This window comes from Thiomonas bhubaneswarensis, from assembly GCF_001418255.1.
GTDB lineage: Bacteria > Pseudomonadota > Gammaproteobacteria > Burkholderiales > Burkholderiaceae_C > Thiomonas > Thiomonas bhubaneswarensis.
Window position 1 is genome coordinate 253,909 of sequence record NZ_LIPV01000001.1, and the last position, 15,789, is coordinate 269,697.

A 15,789-nucleotide genomic window follows, 5' to 3' on the forward strand; every position below is an offset into this window, starting at 1 on the left:
GCCGCCCCGACCTGACGCGCAAGCCGATCACGCCGTTTGCGCGAACAGTTCCCGGCCGATCAGCATGCGGCGGATTTCGCTGGTGCCAGCGCCGATTTCGTAGAGCTTGGCATCGCGCCACAGCCGCCCCAGCGGATAGTCGTTGATATAGCCGTTGCCGCCGAAAATCTGGATGCCCTCGCCGGCCATCCAGGTGGCCTTCTCGGCGCACCACAGAATGACCGCTGCGCAGTCCTTGCGCACGCTGCGCGCATGTCCGTCGCCCAGGGCGTCGAGGTTTTTGCCCACGGTGTAGAGCAGGCTGCGCGCGGCCTGCAGCACGGTGTACATGTCGGCCAGCTTGCCCTGAATGAGCTGGAATTCACCGATGCTCTGGCCGAACTGCTTGCGTTCGTGCACGTAGGGCACGACGTTGTCCATCACCGCCTGCATGATGCCCACCGGCCCTGCTGCCAGCACCGCGCGCTCGTAGTCCAGCCCGCTCATCAGCACGCTCACGCCGCCGCTCACCTCGCCCAGCACGTTCCCGGCGGGCACCTCGCAGTCCTGAAACACCAGCTCGCCGGTGTGGCTGCCGCGCATGCCCAGCTTGTCGAGCTTCTGCGCCACCGAAAAGCCCTTGAAACCCTTTTCCACCAGAAAGGCGGTAATGCCCTTCGGCCCGGCGGCCGGGTCGGTCTTGGCATAGACCACCAGCACGTCGGCATCCGGCCCGTTGGTGATCCACATCTTGCTGCCGTTGAGCACATAGGCATCGCCGCGCCTGTCGGCGCGCAGCTTCATGCTCACCACGTCGCTGCCGGCACCCGGCTCGCTCATCGCCAGCGCGCCCACATGCTCGCCGCTCAGCAGCTTGGGCAGGTATCTGGCCTTCTGTGCAGCGCTGCCGTTGCGGCGGATCTGGTTGACGCAGAGATTGGAATGCGCGCCATAGCTCAAGCCCACCGAGGCGCTGGCGCGGGAGATTTCTTCCATCGCCACCATGTGCGCCAGATAGCCCATGCCCGCGCCGCCTTCAGCCTCGGACACGGTCACGCCCAGCAGCCCCAGGTCGCCAAACTTGCGCCACAGATCCATGGGGAACTGATCGGTGCGGTCGATCTCGGCCGCGCGGGGCGCGATCTCCGTGTCGGCGAAGTCGCGCACGGCCTCGCGCAGGGCGTTGATGTCCTCGCCGAGTTGAAAGTCCAGTCCGGGCAGTTGCATGGGTTCTCCTCGCTAGGAGCCTGTCGGGCTTGGGGCGCGAAAGGCGAAAAATGGGCCTGCGGATGTCATATGGCGGCGGATTTGCAGCCCCATAGCCGTTGCTACGGGGCAAAAAGCCGCTGCCGCAGGGCGCCGCAGGGTCATTTTGCAGCCCGCGATCCGCAAGTCCGATAGGCTCCTTGTCTCGTGCTTCTGCTCTGCTGGCAGGCACCGGGCCATCTTACCTTCCGTTTACGTCAACGTAAATAGTGGCTGCTCCACGTCCTTGTGGCTGCAGCTTGCCCGGTTCGAGTGGGTACACTGCGCAGCCTGCCGCGCCATGCGCAGCGTTTCTTCCAGCGGCCGACCGGCCGCGGTCATCACGACCGCCTCGCCAGGGCCGTGCGTTCGGCGGGCTGTCACCCTCCCATGAAGTCTTCCCCACTCGGCACCCTTGGCATTGATTTCGGCACGTCCAATTCGGCGGTCTCCTGGGCGGCTCCGCAAGGGCTGTCGCGCCTGATTCCGCTCGAAGGCGATGCGCTGTCCATACCCACGGCCGTGTTCTTCAACGCCGAGGACCAGCGCACACACTTCGGCCGCGACGCCGTGCAGCAATATCTCGGCGGCACCGAAGGACGTCTGATGCGTTCGCTCAAGAGCCTTCTGGGCAGCCCGCTGTTGCTGGAAAAGACGGAGGTCAACCACCGCCAAATCAGCTTTCAGGACATCGTGGCGACCTTCCTGGCCGAGCTGCGCCAGCGGGCGACGCGGGCGCTGGGCGGCGCCCCCACGCGGGTGGTCATGGGCCGCCCAGTGCATTTCGTCGACGACAACCCGCAGCGCGACGCCCAGGCGCAGCGCTCGCTGCACGAGGCCGCCCTGGCAGTGGGGTTCGAGCGGGTGACCTTCCAGCTGGAGCCGATTGCGGCCGCGCTCGATTACGAGCGCCGCCTGTCGCGCGAGAGCCTGGTGCTGGTGGTCGATCTGGGCGGCGGCACGTCCGACTTTACCGTGGTGCGGCTGGGCCCGCAGCGCAGCGCGCAGCGCGACCGCGGCGCCGACGTGCTCGCCACGTCGGGGGTGCACATCGGCGGCACCGATTTCGACCACAAGCTCAGCCTGGAGCGGGCCATGCCGCTGCTGGGCTACCGTCACATCGGACCCCTGCGGCGCGAAGTGCCAAGCCGGGTGTTCTTCGATCTCTCGACCTGGCACCTGATCCAATGGCTCTATCTGCCGCGCGCGATCGGCCAGGCACAGGCCCTGCGCGAGGACTATGCAGACTCCCGCCTGCACCAGCGGTTGATGACGGTGCTTCGCCACCGGGAGGGGCACCGGCTGGCGCATGAGGTGGAGCAGGCCAAGATCCGCTGCTCGCAGGACGACGCGGATACCGCGATCTCGATGGCGTTCATCGAGCCGGGGCTGCAGGCCATGCTCACCCCTTCCGATCTGCGAGAACATCTGGCGGATTTGCTCTCGCGCACCGTGGCCTGCGCCCGGGAATGCGTGCAACGCGCGGGCCTGCGCAGCACGGCGATCGATGCAATCTACCTGACGGGCGGGTCGAGCGCGCTGCGTCCGTTTCAGCGCGCCCTGCAGGCCGAGTTCGGCGGTGTGGCGCTGGTGGTGGGCGACCTGTTCGGTGGCGTGGCCTCGGGCCTGGCTTACAGCGGCGACTGAAAGCCGCTATCGCGCGAAGATCGGGGGGCTTTCAGCCTGGCAGCAACGCCCATCGCGGGCCGCCGCTCAGAGCTTGTGAATTTTTCGGCCGCGGCCGAAAGGCGCGTCAAAACGCCCCCGGTCGAGGCGCAAAGCACAGCCATAGCCCGAGCTATGGCGAGCATTTGCAACGAAGACCGGGGGCGTTTTGGCGTGCAAGGCTGACATGGCTGAAAGGTTCACAAGCTCTTAGGTCGCCCAGACGCGCGGCGCGCAGGCCTCGATCGACCAGGCCGCCTGCCGCCACGCGGCCCAGACGGCACGGCAGAGCGCAGCCACCGGTTCGATGCGCTGGCCCAGCGCCCGCAGAACGATGATCTGCGCATGCGGCGCCGTAGCCCCCCACAACACCTCATCCACCGCCGCCGCATCAGCCGCCTGCCTGGCGGTATCGAGCAGAGCGTCCCGGCGCTGCGCGGCCAACGGGCTGCCCGCAGCGAACAGCAGGGTCGCCAGCGCGGTATGGCCGCGCAGACCGCCAGACGCATGCAGCAGCACCTCGTCGTCGCCCGCGATGCTGCCGCGCTCCAGCCAGATGCCGGGCAGTTCGACGTGCTGGGTGAAGCGTCCGGCGCGGAAGGCGGCGTCAGCTGCAGGTAGGCCCAGCGCCAGCAGATCCCAGGCGATCAGTTCGGCACCGGGTTCGAGGTGAAAGCGGCTGCGGTTCTCGCCCAGGCACTGGTCGTAGGCCAGCGTCTCCAGCGGCAGCCATTCCAGCCGTGCTCCGGGGGCCAGCCGCGCCTCCAGCGTCTGCCGCGCAGGCGCGCCGGTGCTGCGGTAGAAGCGCCCCGCCCCCGGCGTGGTCACCAGGGCGTGCGCGCCCGCCTGCACCGTCAGATCGATGTCCAGAATGTCGCCCCCCACCAGGCCGCCTGGCGGATGCACCAGCACCTGATGGCAGATGCCGGGGGCTTCGGGGTAGTGGCTGGCCAGCGCGCGCAGGCCGCCCTCGTGCCGGTGCCGCAGCACGGTTCGATCGGCTTCGGAGGAAAACTGCAATTGCAACCGTGAGTGCCAGGGCGCCATGGTGAACGAAAGGAGAACGGCGAAGGGACGGGCAACGCTGCCGCACCCGCCGCAAGGTTTGTACCAGAGGGAATACGATGGCTGCTCCCATCTGCCCCACGGAGTGTTTGCCATGGTGACCCCCAAGCCCCGGTTTCTCTGGGACGATCCGCTGCAGCTCGACGCCCAGTTGAGCGCCGACGAACGTGCGGTGCGCGACGCCGCGCACGCGTTCTGCCAGGACAAGCTCGTGCCGCGTGTGTTGAGCGCGTTCCGGCACGAGACCACCGATCCGTCGATCTTCGGCGAAATGGGTGCGCTCGGCCTGCTCGGCGCGACGATTCCCGAGGCCTACGGCGGCGCGGGGCTGAACCAGGTCAGCTACGGCCTCATCGCCCGCGAGGTCGAGCGGGTCGATTCGGGCTATCGGTCGATGATGAGCGTGCAGAGTTCGCTGGTCATGCTGCCGATCTTCACCTTCGGCCCCGAGGCAATGAAGCAGAAGTATCTGCCGCGGCTGGCGCGGGGCGAATGGATCGGCTGTTTTGGTTTGACCGAGCCCGATCATGGCTCCGACCCCGGCGGCATGAGCACCCGCGCCCGCGCCGTGCCCGGCGGCTACGCGCTCACCGGGCGCAAGATGTGGATCAGCAACAGCCCGATCGCCGATGTGTTCGTGGTCTGGGCCAAGGACGACGCGGGCGAGATTCGCGGCTTCGTGCTCGACAAGGGCAGCAAGGGCCTGAGCGCACCGGCCATCCACGGCAAGGTCGGCCTGCGCACCTCGATCACCGGCGAGATCGTGATGGACGGTGTGTTCTGCCCCGAGGAAAACGCCTTCCCCGAGGTGCGCGGGCTCAAAGGCCCCTTCACCTGCCTGAACAGCGCGCGTTACGGTATCGCCTGGGGGGCGATGGGTGCAGCCGAAGACTGCTACACCCGGGCCCGGCAGTACGTGCTCGACCGGCAGCAGTTCGGCAGGCCCTTGGCGTCCAATCAGCTCATCCAGAAAAAACTGGCCGACATGGCCACCGAGATCAGCCTGGGGCTGCAAGGTGCGTTGCGGCTGGGGCGCATGAAGGACGAAGGCTCGGCGGCGCCCGAAGTCACCTCGCTGCTCAAGCGCAACAACTGCGGCAAGGCGCTGGACATCGCCCGCAACGCGCGCGACATGCTCGGCGGCAACGGCATCGCCGACGAGTTCGGCGTGGCCCGCCATCTGGTGAATCTCGAAGTGGTCAACACCTACGAGGGCACGCACGACATCCATGCCCTCATCCTCGGCCGGGCGATCACCGGCTTCGCGGCGTTCTGATCACGCCAAACCTGTCGCGGTGCACCTTCCCAGTTTGCCCGGAGCCTCTCAGGCGCGGGCCGCTCGCGGCCTGCGCAGGGGACGATCAGAAGTGGTATTCGACCCGTACCATCGGCGTGCTGGCCTTAGCGCCGGGCACGGTGGATGCTGGGTTACCGAACTTGTTGCGCCAGTATTGGTACTGCACCCCGGCCCACAGCTTGTTCGGTGTACTGTAGAGCGCCTTGCCCACGTCGTACATGATCTCTGTGGAGAGCAGGGTCTCTGGCACGGTGCCGTAGCCCTTGGCACCGATGTGGTCGAAGAAGCCGCTCCACTTGAAGCTGCCGCCGGCGAAGGGAATGCCCCAGTCCGCGGCCAGCACGTAGGTGGTGTTGAAGCTCACGTCTCCCCCCTTCGGATAGGGGTTGAAGCCGTTGTGATTGCTCTCCTTGTAAAGCTCCAAGCCAATCTTGGCATAGCCCGGCACGTTTAGGCCGAGCATGGGGCCGATGCGGAACTTGCGTACGCGCGGCGCGAAGGTTGTGTTCTTGGCAGAATAGTCGAAGCCCATGCCGAGCATCACATCGTTGATCGGCCCCCAATGGATCTTGTTGCCGCTGATCTGCGCGTATGAGAAGGTGCGGCGATAGACCGCGTAGATTTCCTGTGCTCCAGCCGCCGCGCAGTTGGTGCCTGACGCGCAGGCCTCGGGGTCGGAAGAGTCGGACATCAGTACATCCATGTTGAAAAAGTTGGTGCCGAGCGAATCGCCGCTGGCGTAAGAGAAGCCGAGGATGCGCTTAGCGATGTCCTTCGGATTTCCGGGTTCTGCAAATTGGGTACCGTACTGGGCGTGGATCCAGGCGTCACTCCAGATAGCTGCCTGGGCCGGGGCGCTTGCGAAACCCAAACTGACCGCGAGGATGGATACGGTGGCGAAGGCTTTGCCGGTATGGTGACCTGCTTTCATGTTGTGTTCTCCCTATGGATGAAAGTGATGAGGCATGAGTGAACTGGAACGATGTCCAGACAAGTTCCCGGGTTGAAAAGCGGGTGTGGGCACCGCGCCGCAGCGGCGCGGTAAAGGGCGAAGAAGCGGACGCAGGACTCAGCCATAGCTTGCGGCGAGCTTGCGCAGGATGTGCTCTCTTGCGGTGACGGGCGCATACAGCGGCGTCTGGTGGGCTGGCACGCAGCCCGCCAGCGGTGCCACCAGCACGGTGTCGTCCGGATCGGAGAAGAAGGCAATGGCGTAGCGGCTGCGCTGCGGATGCCGCGGTCGCACGCGGTGCAATGTGGAGCGAAACAGCCCGTTGCTCCAGCGCTCCAGCAGATCGCCGATGTTCACGACCACGGTGTCGGGATCAGCCGTAACCGGCATCCAGGTGCTATCGGCGGCGCTCACCTCCAGACCGGGATTGCCGTCCTGCCAGAGCAGGGTGATGCTGCCGTAGTCGGTGTGCGCCCCTGCGCCTGCGACAGCATCTCCGCTGTGCTGAGGCGGGTAGTGCAGGAAGCGCAGGGTCTGGTTCTCGCCCTGGTGGTGCTGGGCGAAGTGGCCAGGCTTCAGCCCGAGGCAGCGGCCCATGGCGTCCAGCAAGTCTGCGGCCAGGGCGCGCGCCGCAGTGAATAAATCCAGCGCATCGTCGCGGAAGACGGGGTCGGGCCAGGCAGCGTCGTTGCTGGACCTACGCAGGGCGTCGCGCATGGTGAAGCTTTCCTTGCGGTCGGCCGCAGCCAGCGGATCCAGGGCCTCCTGCCCGACGGCGACATAGCCGTGGTTGCGCTGAATATCGCGGTAGCGCAGCCTGTCCTTGGCGGCCTCTGGCAAGGCAAAGAAGCGCTGGCTGGAGGCGAATGCACGCTGCAGCAGGGTGGCGTCCAGGCCGGTGTTGCGCAGACGCATGAAGCCATGACCTTGCGCCGCTGCGCACAGACTGTGGCCCAGAGTGTCCGGGTCGAGGCGCATGCTGCAGCAATCGATCAGGGGAATGGACTGTTCGGACATGGGCTCAACGATCCATCGCGCTTTCATGCCAGTTCTTCAAGGCCCACTTCGACAACACCACCATGAGCACGAACAGCGCCACCCCTGCAAGCGTCAGCAGAATGAGTGCGGCGAACATCTCCGGGATCTGCAGGTTGTAGCCCGACTGCAGGATCTGATACGCCAGCCCCGATCCCTGCCCGCCTGTGCCCGCCACAAACTCAGCCACCACGGCACCAATCAGCGCCAGGCCGCTGCTGATGCGCAGGCCACCAAAGAAATAGGGCAGCGCACCGGGGATGCGAAGGCGCACCAGCCGTTGCCAGCGTGAGGCGCGGTATAGGGTGAACAGGTTATTGAGATTGCCGCTGACGCTGTTCAGACCCAGGGTGGTGTTGGAGATAATGGGGAAAATGGCGATGATGGTGGCGCACACCACCAGCGCCAGTTCGGTATTCTTGATCCAGATGATGATGAGCGGGGCAATGGCGACGATGGGCGTGACCTGCAGCATGACCGCATAGGGGAACAGGCTCATTTCCAGCCAGCGGCTCTGGGCGAACAGCAGCGCAGCCAACGTGCCCAGCAGAGTGGCGGCAACAAAGGCGAAAAAGGTGACTTTGAGGGTCATCAGCAGCGCCAAGAACAGCGTGGGCGCATGCGCCACCAGCGCCTGTGCGATCACAAGCGGGCCGGGCAGCAGATAGGACGGGATGTGTCCGACTTCAACGACCAGTTGCCAGATGAGCAGGAACAGCGCGCCTACGCCCAGAGGCGCGGCAACCCGGAGGATGCGCGGTTGTTGGAGCCAGGTGGTCGGGGTCATGGCTTTGAGGCTTCAGGCAATTGGTTCTATGCGAGAGCAGTGTTCAGGAGCCATCGGCCTTGCCGGGCAGGATGCGCAGGACATTGATGAACTGCATGTCGTAGGCCTTGCGGTAGTCGAAGTCGGCAGGCAGCATCTTGTTGTGCACCATGTAATCGAACATGGCCTTCCACCTCGCGTCCGTCATGGCGCCGATGCCCAGCGTCGGTGCTTCGTCCCCGGTGACGATCTGGTACTTCTTCATCATGCGGATGGAGAAGTCGATCTGCTCGGCGCTCTGCTTGGGGTTGGCCGCGATGATGAGTTTGTTACCCGCTGCGGGGTCGGCGAGGTAAGACTTCCAGCCTTCGAGTGAGGCCTTGACGAAGGCTGCCACCCACTGCGGATGCTCCTTGATCAGCGCGGTGCGGGTGTCGATGGTCTTGCCGTAGGCCATCCAGCCATCGTTCGCCAACAGGAAGACCACGGGCTTCTCTCCACCCTTCTCGATGGCCAGCGGCTCGTTGCCCACATAGCCCTGCATGGACATGTCCTTGTCATGCAGGAAGGGTGCGACGCTGGCGTTATAGGGCCGCTGCTGCGCCTTGGTGTAGCCGAACTTGCCCTCCAGCCAGGGCCACCAGGTGGCGTTGGCGTACTGCGCCACCATGATGGGCTTGCCCTTGAGTTCAACAAGCGACTTGATGCCCTGATGCGCGATCAGCGCCTGCGGGTCTCTCTGGAAGAACGCCGCCACCGTGGCTACCGGCGCACCGCGTTCGACGGCCTGCATGGTCTGCATCGGGTAGCCGGTGTAGAAGTCGCACGAGCCACTGGCGAGCAACTGCTGGCCGTTGATCTGCGGCCCGCCGGGCTGAATGCTCACATCCAACCCGGCCATTTTGTACAGCCCGAGCGCGAGCGCTTGATAGAACCCACCCTGCTCGGCCTGGGGAAACCAGCTCGTGCAGAGCTTGAGTTTGGGCAGATCTTGGGCACCAGCAGGGGTGAGGGCAGCGAGAGCGCCAAGGGCAATCAGTACGACCGAGACGAGTTGACGAACAGACATGATGTTGGAGTCAAAGGAAGGGGATAGGATGATTTGCGGGATTACTTGAGATCGGCGGCATCGGGCAGCACCTTGATCGACTTGATGAATTGCAAGTCGTAGACCTTGCGATAGTCGAAACTGGCGGGCACCATCTTGTTTTGAACCATGAAATCGAACATCTCTTTCCAGCGCGCATCAGTCATGGCGCCGATGCCGAGCTTGCCTGCCTCTCCGCCGGTGACGAGCTGGTACTTCTTCATCATGCTCAGGCCGAAGGCAAGTTGTTCCGGGGTCTGCTTGGGATCGGCTTCGGCGATCAACTTGTTGCCCGGCGCGGGGTCAGCCAGGTAGGACTTCCAACCCTCGGCTGAAGCCTTGACAAACGCCGCCACAACCTGCGGGCTCTTTTCGATCAGGCCACGCGTGGTGTCGATGGTTTCGGCGTAGGCAGGCCAGCCGTAGTCCGACAAGAGGAACACCACAGGCTTTTCTCCGCCCTGCTCGATCATCAGTGGCTCGGAGCCGACATAACCCTGCTGCGATAGGTTTTTGTCCTGCAGAAACTGGGCGACATTGAAGGTGTAGGGACGCTGCTGTGACTGGGTGAAGCCATACTTGTTTTCCAGCCAGGGCCACCAGGTGGTATTGACGTAGGAAGCCACGAGGATGGGCTTGCCTTTCAGATCGGCCAGGGTCTTCACGCCTTGGTGGGCAATCAGCACGCTGGGATCTTTCTGAAAGATCGCCGCAACCGTCACCACTGGCACACCGCGTGATGCGGCCACGATGTCCTGTACCGGATAGCCCATATAGAAATCGCATGTGCCGCCCGCAAGCAACTGCAGGCCATTGACCTGCGGCCCGCCCATCTTGATGGTGACGTCCAGGTCGGCCTTCTTATAGAGCCCGGTAGCCAGAGCCTGGTAGAAGCCGCCATGTTCGGCCTGTGCGAACCAGTTGGTGCAGAACGTGATCTTCTGCGGCGCCTGTGCTTGCGCAGCTGCAACACTGAACATGGCCAGGCCACTGCCCAGCACCCAACGCAGCCATCCACGACTTCTTGCCATTGCACAGACCCTTTCGGAGAAATTGATCGGTTGAAACTGTATTCAATGTGTCTGCAAAACGTATGCCAGGATGATTTCACTGGCCTGCTCGACTTGTACACACATGTAACCGATACCGCGCGGGCCGCATGCACCAAGCGCGGGCCTCCTTTCGTATGGATTCGGTGCGCGGCGCACCGTCATTGCCCGTCAAACCGAGGACTCGCAGTTGGAACTCTGGCATCTGATTTGCTAGATGCCTTTTGAGAGTAGAAGCGGTCAGCGGCTTTGCTGCGGGACATTGCTCCATTGCTGACTCCGGTCTGCAGCCATTTGCAGCCGGGGCCGCATCCCCCGCAATCGTCGAAAGGAACCGCCATGCTCGTTACACAACAACCCGTCCTGCGTCGATTTTGGTATGCACTCATGCCATTGCACGCTCTCGATTCAGGACCAAAACCCTTCACCCTGCTCGGCGAAAAGCTGGTGGTGTGGAAAACGCCGGACGGCCAGACTGCGGCACTGCGTGATCGTTGCTGCCATCGCACCGCGCAGCTCTCCAAGGGCTTTGTCGATGACGCGGGACGCATCGTCTGCGGCTACCACGGTTGGACCTATGACTGCAGTGGCCGCTGTGTGCACATTCCCCAGAATCCGGACATGGCCATCCCCGCCGGGGCTCGGGTCGAGTCGTTTCGCTGCGCCGTGCGTTACGGCTATGTCTGGGTTGCGCTGGAGGAGCCGCTGGCACCCATCCCCGAGTTTGTTGAGGAGGGTGCTGCGGGCTTCCGGCGCATTTTCCAGTTTCACGAGCGCTGGTCCACCAGCCCGCTGCGCTTCATGGAGAACGCTTTCGACAATTCGCACTTCAGCTTTGTGCACAAGGCGAACTTCGGCATCTTTGAGCAGCCCAAGCCGTCGAGTTACCGCATCGACGTCACGGAGGACGGATTCGAGGCCGAGACGCTGGTGCCCATCCGCAACCCGGTGCATGGACACCGCATCACCGGCAGCACCGGCGAGTTCACCCAGCGCCACCTGCGCAACCGCTGGTGGCTGCCGTTCGTGCGGCGCTTCGGCTGCGAATACCCGGAAAGCGGCATTCATCACATCATCTACAACTGCGCCACGCCCATCGATGACGACCACATCATGCTGGCGCAGTGGCTTTACCGCAATGATCAGGAGTCAGACTGCAGCACGCAGGAACTGATTGCCTGGGATCGGCCCATCGTCGATGAAGATCGCGACATCCTTGAAGCGACCGACCCCGACGCCTGTGTCGATACCCGTCGCCGCGTGGAGTTCCACATGGAATCAGACAAGCCGGGCCTGATGATGCGCAAGCGTCTGCTGGAACTCCTGCATGCGCATGGCGAGGAGGAAGTGTTCCGGCCCTCCGCAGCAAAGCGCATCCCTCTCAACCCTTCCCCCTCTCAACCCATCCCCTCCTGACACGGAGCACCCACATGGACATGACTCTCGCTGATTCAGGCACCGACCAGCAGGCCAGCGCACCGCTGGACCAGCCCGATGCGCAGACCGCGCTCTTCGCCAACCGCGTGGAGAAGACCTACCCCAACGGCACCCATGCACTCGATGAGGTGCGCCTGCGCATCCAGCAGGGCGAGTTCGTCTCACTGCTCGGACCTTCGGGCTGCGGCAAGAGCACGCTGCTGCGCATGTTCGCCGGGCTGGATACGCCGTCAGCCGGGCGCATTCTGTGGTGGGGCTCGGAGAAGATGGACGGCGCCGAGGGCAAGCAGTCACTGTCCATGGTGTTTCAGGAGCCCACGCTGATGCCCTGGGCTCGGGTGCGCGCCAACACCCGCCTGCCGCTCGACCTGCGCGGAACGCCGCGCGCCGAGGCCGACGCCCGCGTGACCGAAGCGTTGCAGATGGTGGGGCTGGACAAGTTTGCCAGTTCCTGGCCCCGCGAGCTGTCCGGCGGCATGCAGATGCGCGTGTCGCTGGCGCGGGCACTGGTCACGCGCCCCAGCCTGCTGCTGCTCGACGAGCCCTTCGGCGCGCTCGACGAATTCACCCGCAACAAACTCGACAGCGACGTGCGCAGCCTGTGGGCGCAGCAGGCCATGACCGTGGCCTTCGTGACGCACAGCATTTACGAGGCGGTGTTTCTTTCCACACGCGTGGTAGTCATGGCCGCTCGGCCCGGCCGGATGATTGCCGATGTGTCCATTGACGGCCCGCAAGTGCGCGACGACGAATGGCGCGTCAGCGCTCCCTTCCTCGCCTACTGCCGCCAGCTCTCCGAACTGCTCACCGCCGCCGCGATGGGCCGGGTCTGAATCATTCGCCTACGCTCCTCACATGCTCAACGACACTCATTCCAGCCTGCTCATCCGCGGAGCACTGGCCCTGCTCAGCGGCCTGCCCGGTGATGCGGCGCGCACGACAGGCGCTGACATCCGCATCCGCAACGGCGCCATCAGCGCCATCGGCATGCTGGCACCCGAGCCAGGCGAGCGCGTGCTCGATGCCAGCGGCTGCGTGATCTACCCCGCCTGGGTCAACACCCACCATCATTTATTCCAGTCCTTGCTCAAGGGCGATCCGAAGGGCATCGACTGCACCCTCACCCCCTGGCTGGCCGCAGTGCCCTACCGCTACCGCGCCGCGTTCGACGCCCCGCGCTTCCGTCTGGCGGTGCGCATCGGCCTGGTGGAACTGGCGCTCTCGGGCTGCGGCACCGTGGCGGATCACAACTATCTGTATTGGCCCGACATGCCCTTCGACGGCTCGGCCATTGTGTTCGAAGAGGCCGAGCGGCTCGGATTGCGCATGGTGCTGTGCCGTGGCGGCCAGACTCGCACCCGGCAACTCGAAACCAGCCTGCCCAAGGTTCTGCAACCCGAACCCCTCCAGGCCTATCTGGACGACTTGTCCCGGCTGCAGCAGCGCTATCACGACCCGTCGTCGCAAGCCATGCGGCGCGTGGTGGCTGCACCCACCACGCCGCTGTTCTCCATGCAGCCGCAGGAGTTGCGCGACACCGCGGCGCACGCGCGCAGCCTGGGGCTGCGGCTGCATTCTCATCTGTCCGAAACGGTGATCTATCAGCAGACTGCGCAGATGCAGTACCAGCGCAGCCCCATCGACTTCGCGGCCAGTGTGGACTGGCTGGGCGCGGACGTGTGGTTCGCTCACCTCGTCAAACTCGACCCGGAAGACATCGCCTTGCTCGGCCGTACCGGCACCGGCATCGCACACTGCCCGCAAAGCAATGGGCGTCTGGGCAGCGGCATCGCCCCGGTTCGCGCGCTGGAAGACGCAGGCACCCCGATCTCGCTGGCGGTGGACGGCGCCGCGTCGAACGAGGCCGCCGACATGCTCAATGAGGCGCATGTCGCCTGGCTGATGGCCCGCGCCCGTGGCGGCCACTTCGCCCAGCCCGAGTATGCCGGTGGCAACGGCGAAACCGGCGCGGCGGATGCCACGGTGGAGGACGTGGTGCGCTGGGGCACAGCCGGAGGCGCGCGTGTTCTGGGGCTGGACGGGGTGGGCACGCTGCAGCCCGGCATGGCCGCAGACATCGCCATCTACGCTCTCGATCAGCCTCGCCACTTCGGTCTGCACGACCCGGCCATCGCCCCGGTAGCCAGCGGAGGCGCCACCCTGCGCGCGTTGCTGGTGGGCGGTAGGGAGGTGGTATGCGATGGCGCGATTCCCGGCCTGGACCTGGCCGAACTCGCCGCGCAGGCGCGCACTGCCGTGCGCACCCTGCAAAGCCTGGCAACCTCCTGACCCGGCATGCGCGTCCTCGTGCTGTATGCGCACCCCGTAGAAACCAGCTTCCATGCTGCGCTGCACGCGCGCGTCGTGCAAATCCTGCGCGCAGCCGGACACGAGGTCGATGACTGTGACCTCTACGCCGAAGACTTCAACCCCGTGCTGTCACGTGAAGAACGGTTGAATTACCGCGACACCACCTGCAACACAGCAGGCGTGGCCGACTATGTGCAACGCCTGCAGCGGGCTGAAGCCCTGGTGCTGTGCTTCCCCACCTGGTGCTTCGGCCTGCCCGCCATACTCAAGGGATTCTTCGACCGTGTGTTCGTGCCGGGCGTGGCTTTCGACATCAGCGACCCGGCGCATGTGCAACCGGGGCTCGCGCATCTACGCCACATCGCCGCCGTCGTCACCTATGGCCGTCCAAGGTGGATGGCCTGGGCCATGGGTGATCCGCCGCGCAAGGTCATCACCCGGTATCTGCGCGCACTGTGCGGACGTGGCGTGCGCATCCGCTATCACGCGCGTTATCACATGAACGTAGCTACCCGCGACCAGCTCGAAGGATTTACGCAGCGCGTGGAGGCCGCGCTGCGTAAGCTGCCAACGTAGCCTCTCACCCCTTGCGCCAGTCCACCGCCGTCGGTCGCCCCGGCAGATGCAGTGAGGCGGTCTGCAGTGGGGTCGTGGCCACGACGGCGCCGCCGCGGATGACCAGCAGTCGCGCTGCGCGCAGGCGGATGGCTTCCACCGGATCGCCCGCCTGCAGCAGCACCAGATCGGCGCGGCAACCCACCTCCAGACCGTAGCCCTCCAGCCCGAGAATGCGCGCCGGCGTGGTGGTCACGGCGTCGAAGCATTGCCGCATCGCCGTCTGCCCGGTCATCTGCGCCACATGCAAACCCATGTGCGCGACTTCCAGCATGTCGCCGCTGCCGCCGGCGTACCACGGGTCCATCACGCAGTCCTGGCCGAAGGCCACCGGCACGCCTGCGGCCAGCAACTCAGGCACGCGGGTCATGCCGCGGCGCTTGGGGTAGCTGTCGTGGCGGCCTTGCAGGGTGATGTTGATGAGGGGGTTGGCAATGGCCGCCAAGCCGCTCTCGGCCATCAGCGGCAGAAGCTTGCTGACGTAGTAGTTGTCCATGCTGTGCATGGAGGTGAGGTGCGAGCCGGCCACCCGGCCTTGCAGGCCCAGACGGTGGGTGTGCAGAGCCAGGGTTTCGATGTGGCGGCTCAAGGGGTCGTCGGACTCGTCGCAATGCATGTCCACCCGCAGCCCGCGCTCGGCAGCGAGCTCGCACAGGATGCGCACGCTTTCGGCACCCTCGCTCATGGTGCGCTCGAAATGTGGAATGCCGCCCACTACGTCCACCCCCAGGTCGAGCGCGCGTTGCAGATTGCGCAGGGCGTTGGCAGAGCGCAGCAGCCCGTCCTGCGGAAAGGCCACGATTTGCAGGTCGAGATAAGGCTTGACCCGCTCGCGCACGTGCAACAGCGCCTCCACGGCCAGCAGACGGTCGTCGCACACGTCCACATGCGTGCGAATGGCCAGCAGCCCCTTGGCTACCGCCCAATCGCAATAGGCCAGGGCGCGTTCGACCAGGGCGTCTTGCGTGAGGGTCGGCTTGAGCTCGCCCCACAGAGCGATGCCTTCGAGCAGGGTGCCACTCTGGTTGACCCGCGGCAGTCCATACGACAGGGTCGAATCCATGTGGAAATGGGCGTCGACAAAGGCCGGGCTGACGAGCCGCCCAGCGCAGTCGATCTCGTTCGCGGCCTGCGCGGCAAGCTGAGGCTGCAGCGCAACGATGCGCCCGGACTGGATGCCGATGTCGATGTCGACCCGGCCATCGGGCAGGGTGCAGCGGCGCAGCAGAAGGTCGAGCATCGGCGTTGCTCCTGAGGAGAGTGTGGCATGCCGCAGCAGAGTAGCCG

General features: G+C 65.0%; 14 protein-coding genes. 6 read left to right on the forward strand and 8 right to left on the reverse strand.

What is annotated here, in order from left to right:
• Positions 1-27 precede the first annotated feature (27 nt).
• The gene (locus ASC45_RS01245; protein ID WP_055449207.1) at positions 28-1,206 is read right to left on the reverse strand and encodes an isovaleryl-CoA dehydrogenase; all 1,179 of its coding nucleotides are present in this window, start codon (positions 1,204-1,206) and stop codon (positions 28-30) included.
• Between the two features lie 408 nt (positions 1,207-1,614).
• On the opposite strand from ASC45_RS01245, the gene ASC45_RS01250 reads away from it, so the two are divergent.
• Positions 1,615-2,871: an Hsp70 family protein gene (locus tag ASC45_RS01250; RefSeq protein ID WP_055449471.1), complete on the forward strand. Its 1,257-nt coding sequence runs from the start codon at positions 1,615-1,617 to the stop codon at positions 2,869-2,871.
• A 228-nt stretch (positions 2,872-3,099) separates the two neighbouring features.
• On the opposite strand, the gene ASC45_RS01255 is transcribed toward ASC45_RS01250, so the two are convergent.
• On the reverse strand, positions 3,100-3,936 hold the full coding sequence (locus ASC45_RS01255; RefSeq protein WP_055449208.1) for an urease accessory protein UreD: 837 nt from the start codon (positions 3,934-3,936) through the stop codon (positions 3,100-3,102).
• Between the two features lie 112 nt (positions 3,937-4,048).
• Here ASC45_RS01255 and ASC45_RS01260 point away from each other — a divergent pair, with 112 nt between their 5' ends.
• Complete coding sequence (locus tag ASC45_RS01260) at positions 4,049-5,230, forward strand: acyl-CoA dehydrogenase (protein WP_055449209.1); 1,182 nt, start codon at positions 4,049-4,051, stop codon at positions 5,228-5,230.
• 85 nt (positions 5,231-5,315) lie between these two features.
• Here the strand turns inward: ASC45_RS01260 and ASC45_RS01265 are convergent, their stop codons facing one another.
• The 5 genes from ASC45_RS01265 to ASC45_RS01285 all read right to left on the reverse strand — a co-directional run bounded on the left by ASC45_RS01265 (position 5,316) and on the right by ASC45_RS01285 (position 10,122).
• Positions 5,316-6,182 carry a hypothetical protein gene (locus ASC45_RS01265; RefSeq protein ID WP_055449210.1) on the reverse strand — a complete coding sequence of 289 codons (867 nt, stop codon included), beginning with the start codon at positions 6,180-6,182 and terminating at the stop codon, positions 5,316-5,318.
• Positions 6,183-6,320: 138 nt separating this feature from the next.
• A complete protein-coding gene (locus ASC45_RS01270; RefSeq protein WP_055449211.1) occupies positions 6,321-7,220 on the reverse strand; it encodes an isopenicillin N synthase family dioxygenase in 900 nt (299 codons plus the stop codon).
• Positions 7,221-7,224: 4 nt separating this feature from the next.
• Positions 7,225-8,025, reverse strand: coding sequence for an ABC transporter permease (locus tag ASC45_RS01275; RefSeq protein ID WP_055449212.1), 801 nt, complete (start codon positions 8,023-8,025; stop codon positions 7,225-7,227).
• 43 nt (positions 8,026-8,068) lie between these two features.
• Positions 8,069-9,073, reverse strand: a complete 1,005-nt coding sequence (locus ASC45_RS01280; RefSeq protein ID WP_055449213.1) for an ABC transporter substrate-binding protein — start codon at positions 9,071-9,073, stop codon at positions 8,069-8,071.
• 41 nt (positions 9,074-9,114) lie between these two features.
• The gene (locus tag ASC45_RS01285) at positions 9,115-10,122 is read right to left on the reverse strand and encodes an ABC transporter substrate-binding protein (protein WP_055449214.1); all 1,008 of its coding nucleotides are present in this window, start codon (positions 10,120-10,122) and stop codon (positions 9,115-9,117) included.
• Positions 10,123-10,479: 357 nt separating this feature from the next.
• Between ASC45_RS01285 and ASC45_RS01290 the strand changes: the two genes are divergently transcribed.
• The 4 genes from ASC45_RS01290 to ASC45_RS01305 are packed head-to-tail and all read left to right on the forward strand — an operon-like array spanning position 10,480 to position 14,463.
• Positions 10,480-11,556: an aromatic ring-hydroxylating dioxygenase subunit alpha gene (locus ASC45_RS01290; RefSeq protein ID WP_055449215.1), complete on the forward strand. Its 1,077-nt coding sequence runs from the start codon at positions 10,480-10,482 to the stop codon at positions 11,554-11,556.
• 14 nt (positions 11,557-11,570) lie between these two features.
• Positions 11,571-12,410, forward strand: coding sequence for an ABC transporter ATP-binding protein (locus tag ASC45_RS01295; protein WP_082454166.1), 840 nt, complete (start codon positions 11,571-11,573; stop codon positions 12,408-12,410).
• 22 nt (positions 12,411-12,432) lie between these two features.
• Positions 12,433-13,866, forward strand: coding sequence for an amidohydrolase family protein (locus ASC45_RS01300; RefSeq protein WP_055449216.1), 1,434 nt, complete (start codon positions 12,433-12,435; stop codon positions 13,864-13,866).
• A gap of 6 nt (positions 13,867-13,872) precedes the next feature.
• Positions 13,873-14,463 carry an NAD(P)H-dependent oxidoreductase gene (locus ASC45_RS01305; RefSeq protein ID WP_055449217.1) on the forward strand — a complete coding sequence of 197 codons (591 nt, stop codon included), beginning with the start codon at positions 13,873-13,875 and terminating at the stop codon, positions 14,461-14,463.
• 4 nt (positions 14,464-14,467) lie between these two features.
• On the opposite strand, the gene ASC45_RS01310 is transcribed toward ASC45_RS01305, so the two are convergent.
• Positions 14,468-15,742 (reverse strand): amidohydrolase family protein, encoded by a 1,275-nt coding sequence (locus tag ASC45_RS01310; RefSeq protein ID WP_055449218.1) that lies wholly within the window; start codon positions 15,740-15,742, stop codon positions 14,468-14,470.
• Positions 15,743-15,789: the final 47 nt, after the last annotated feature.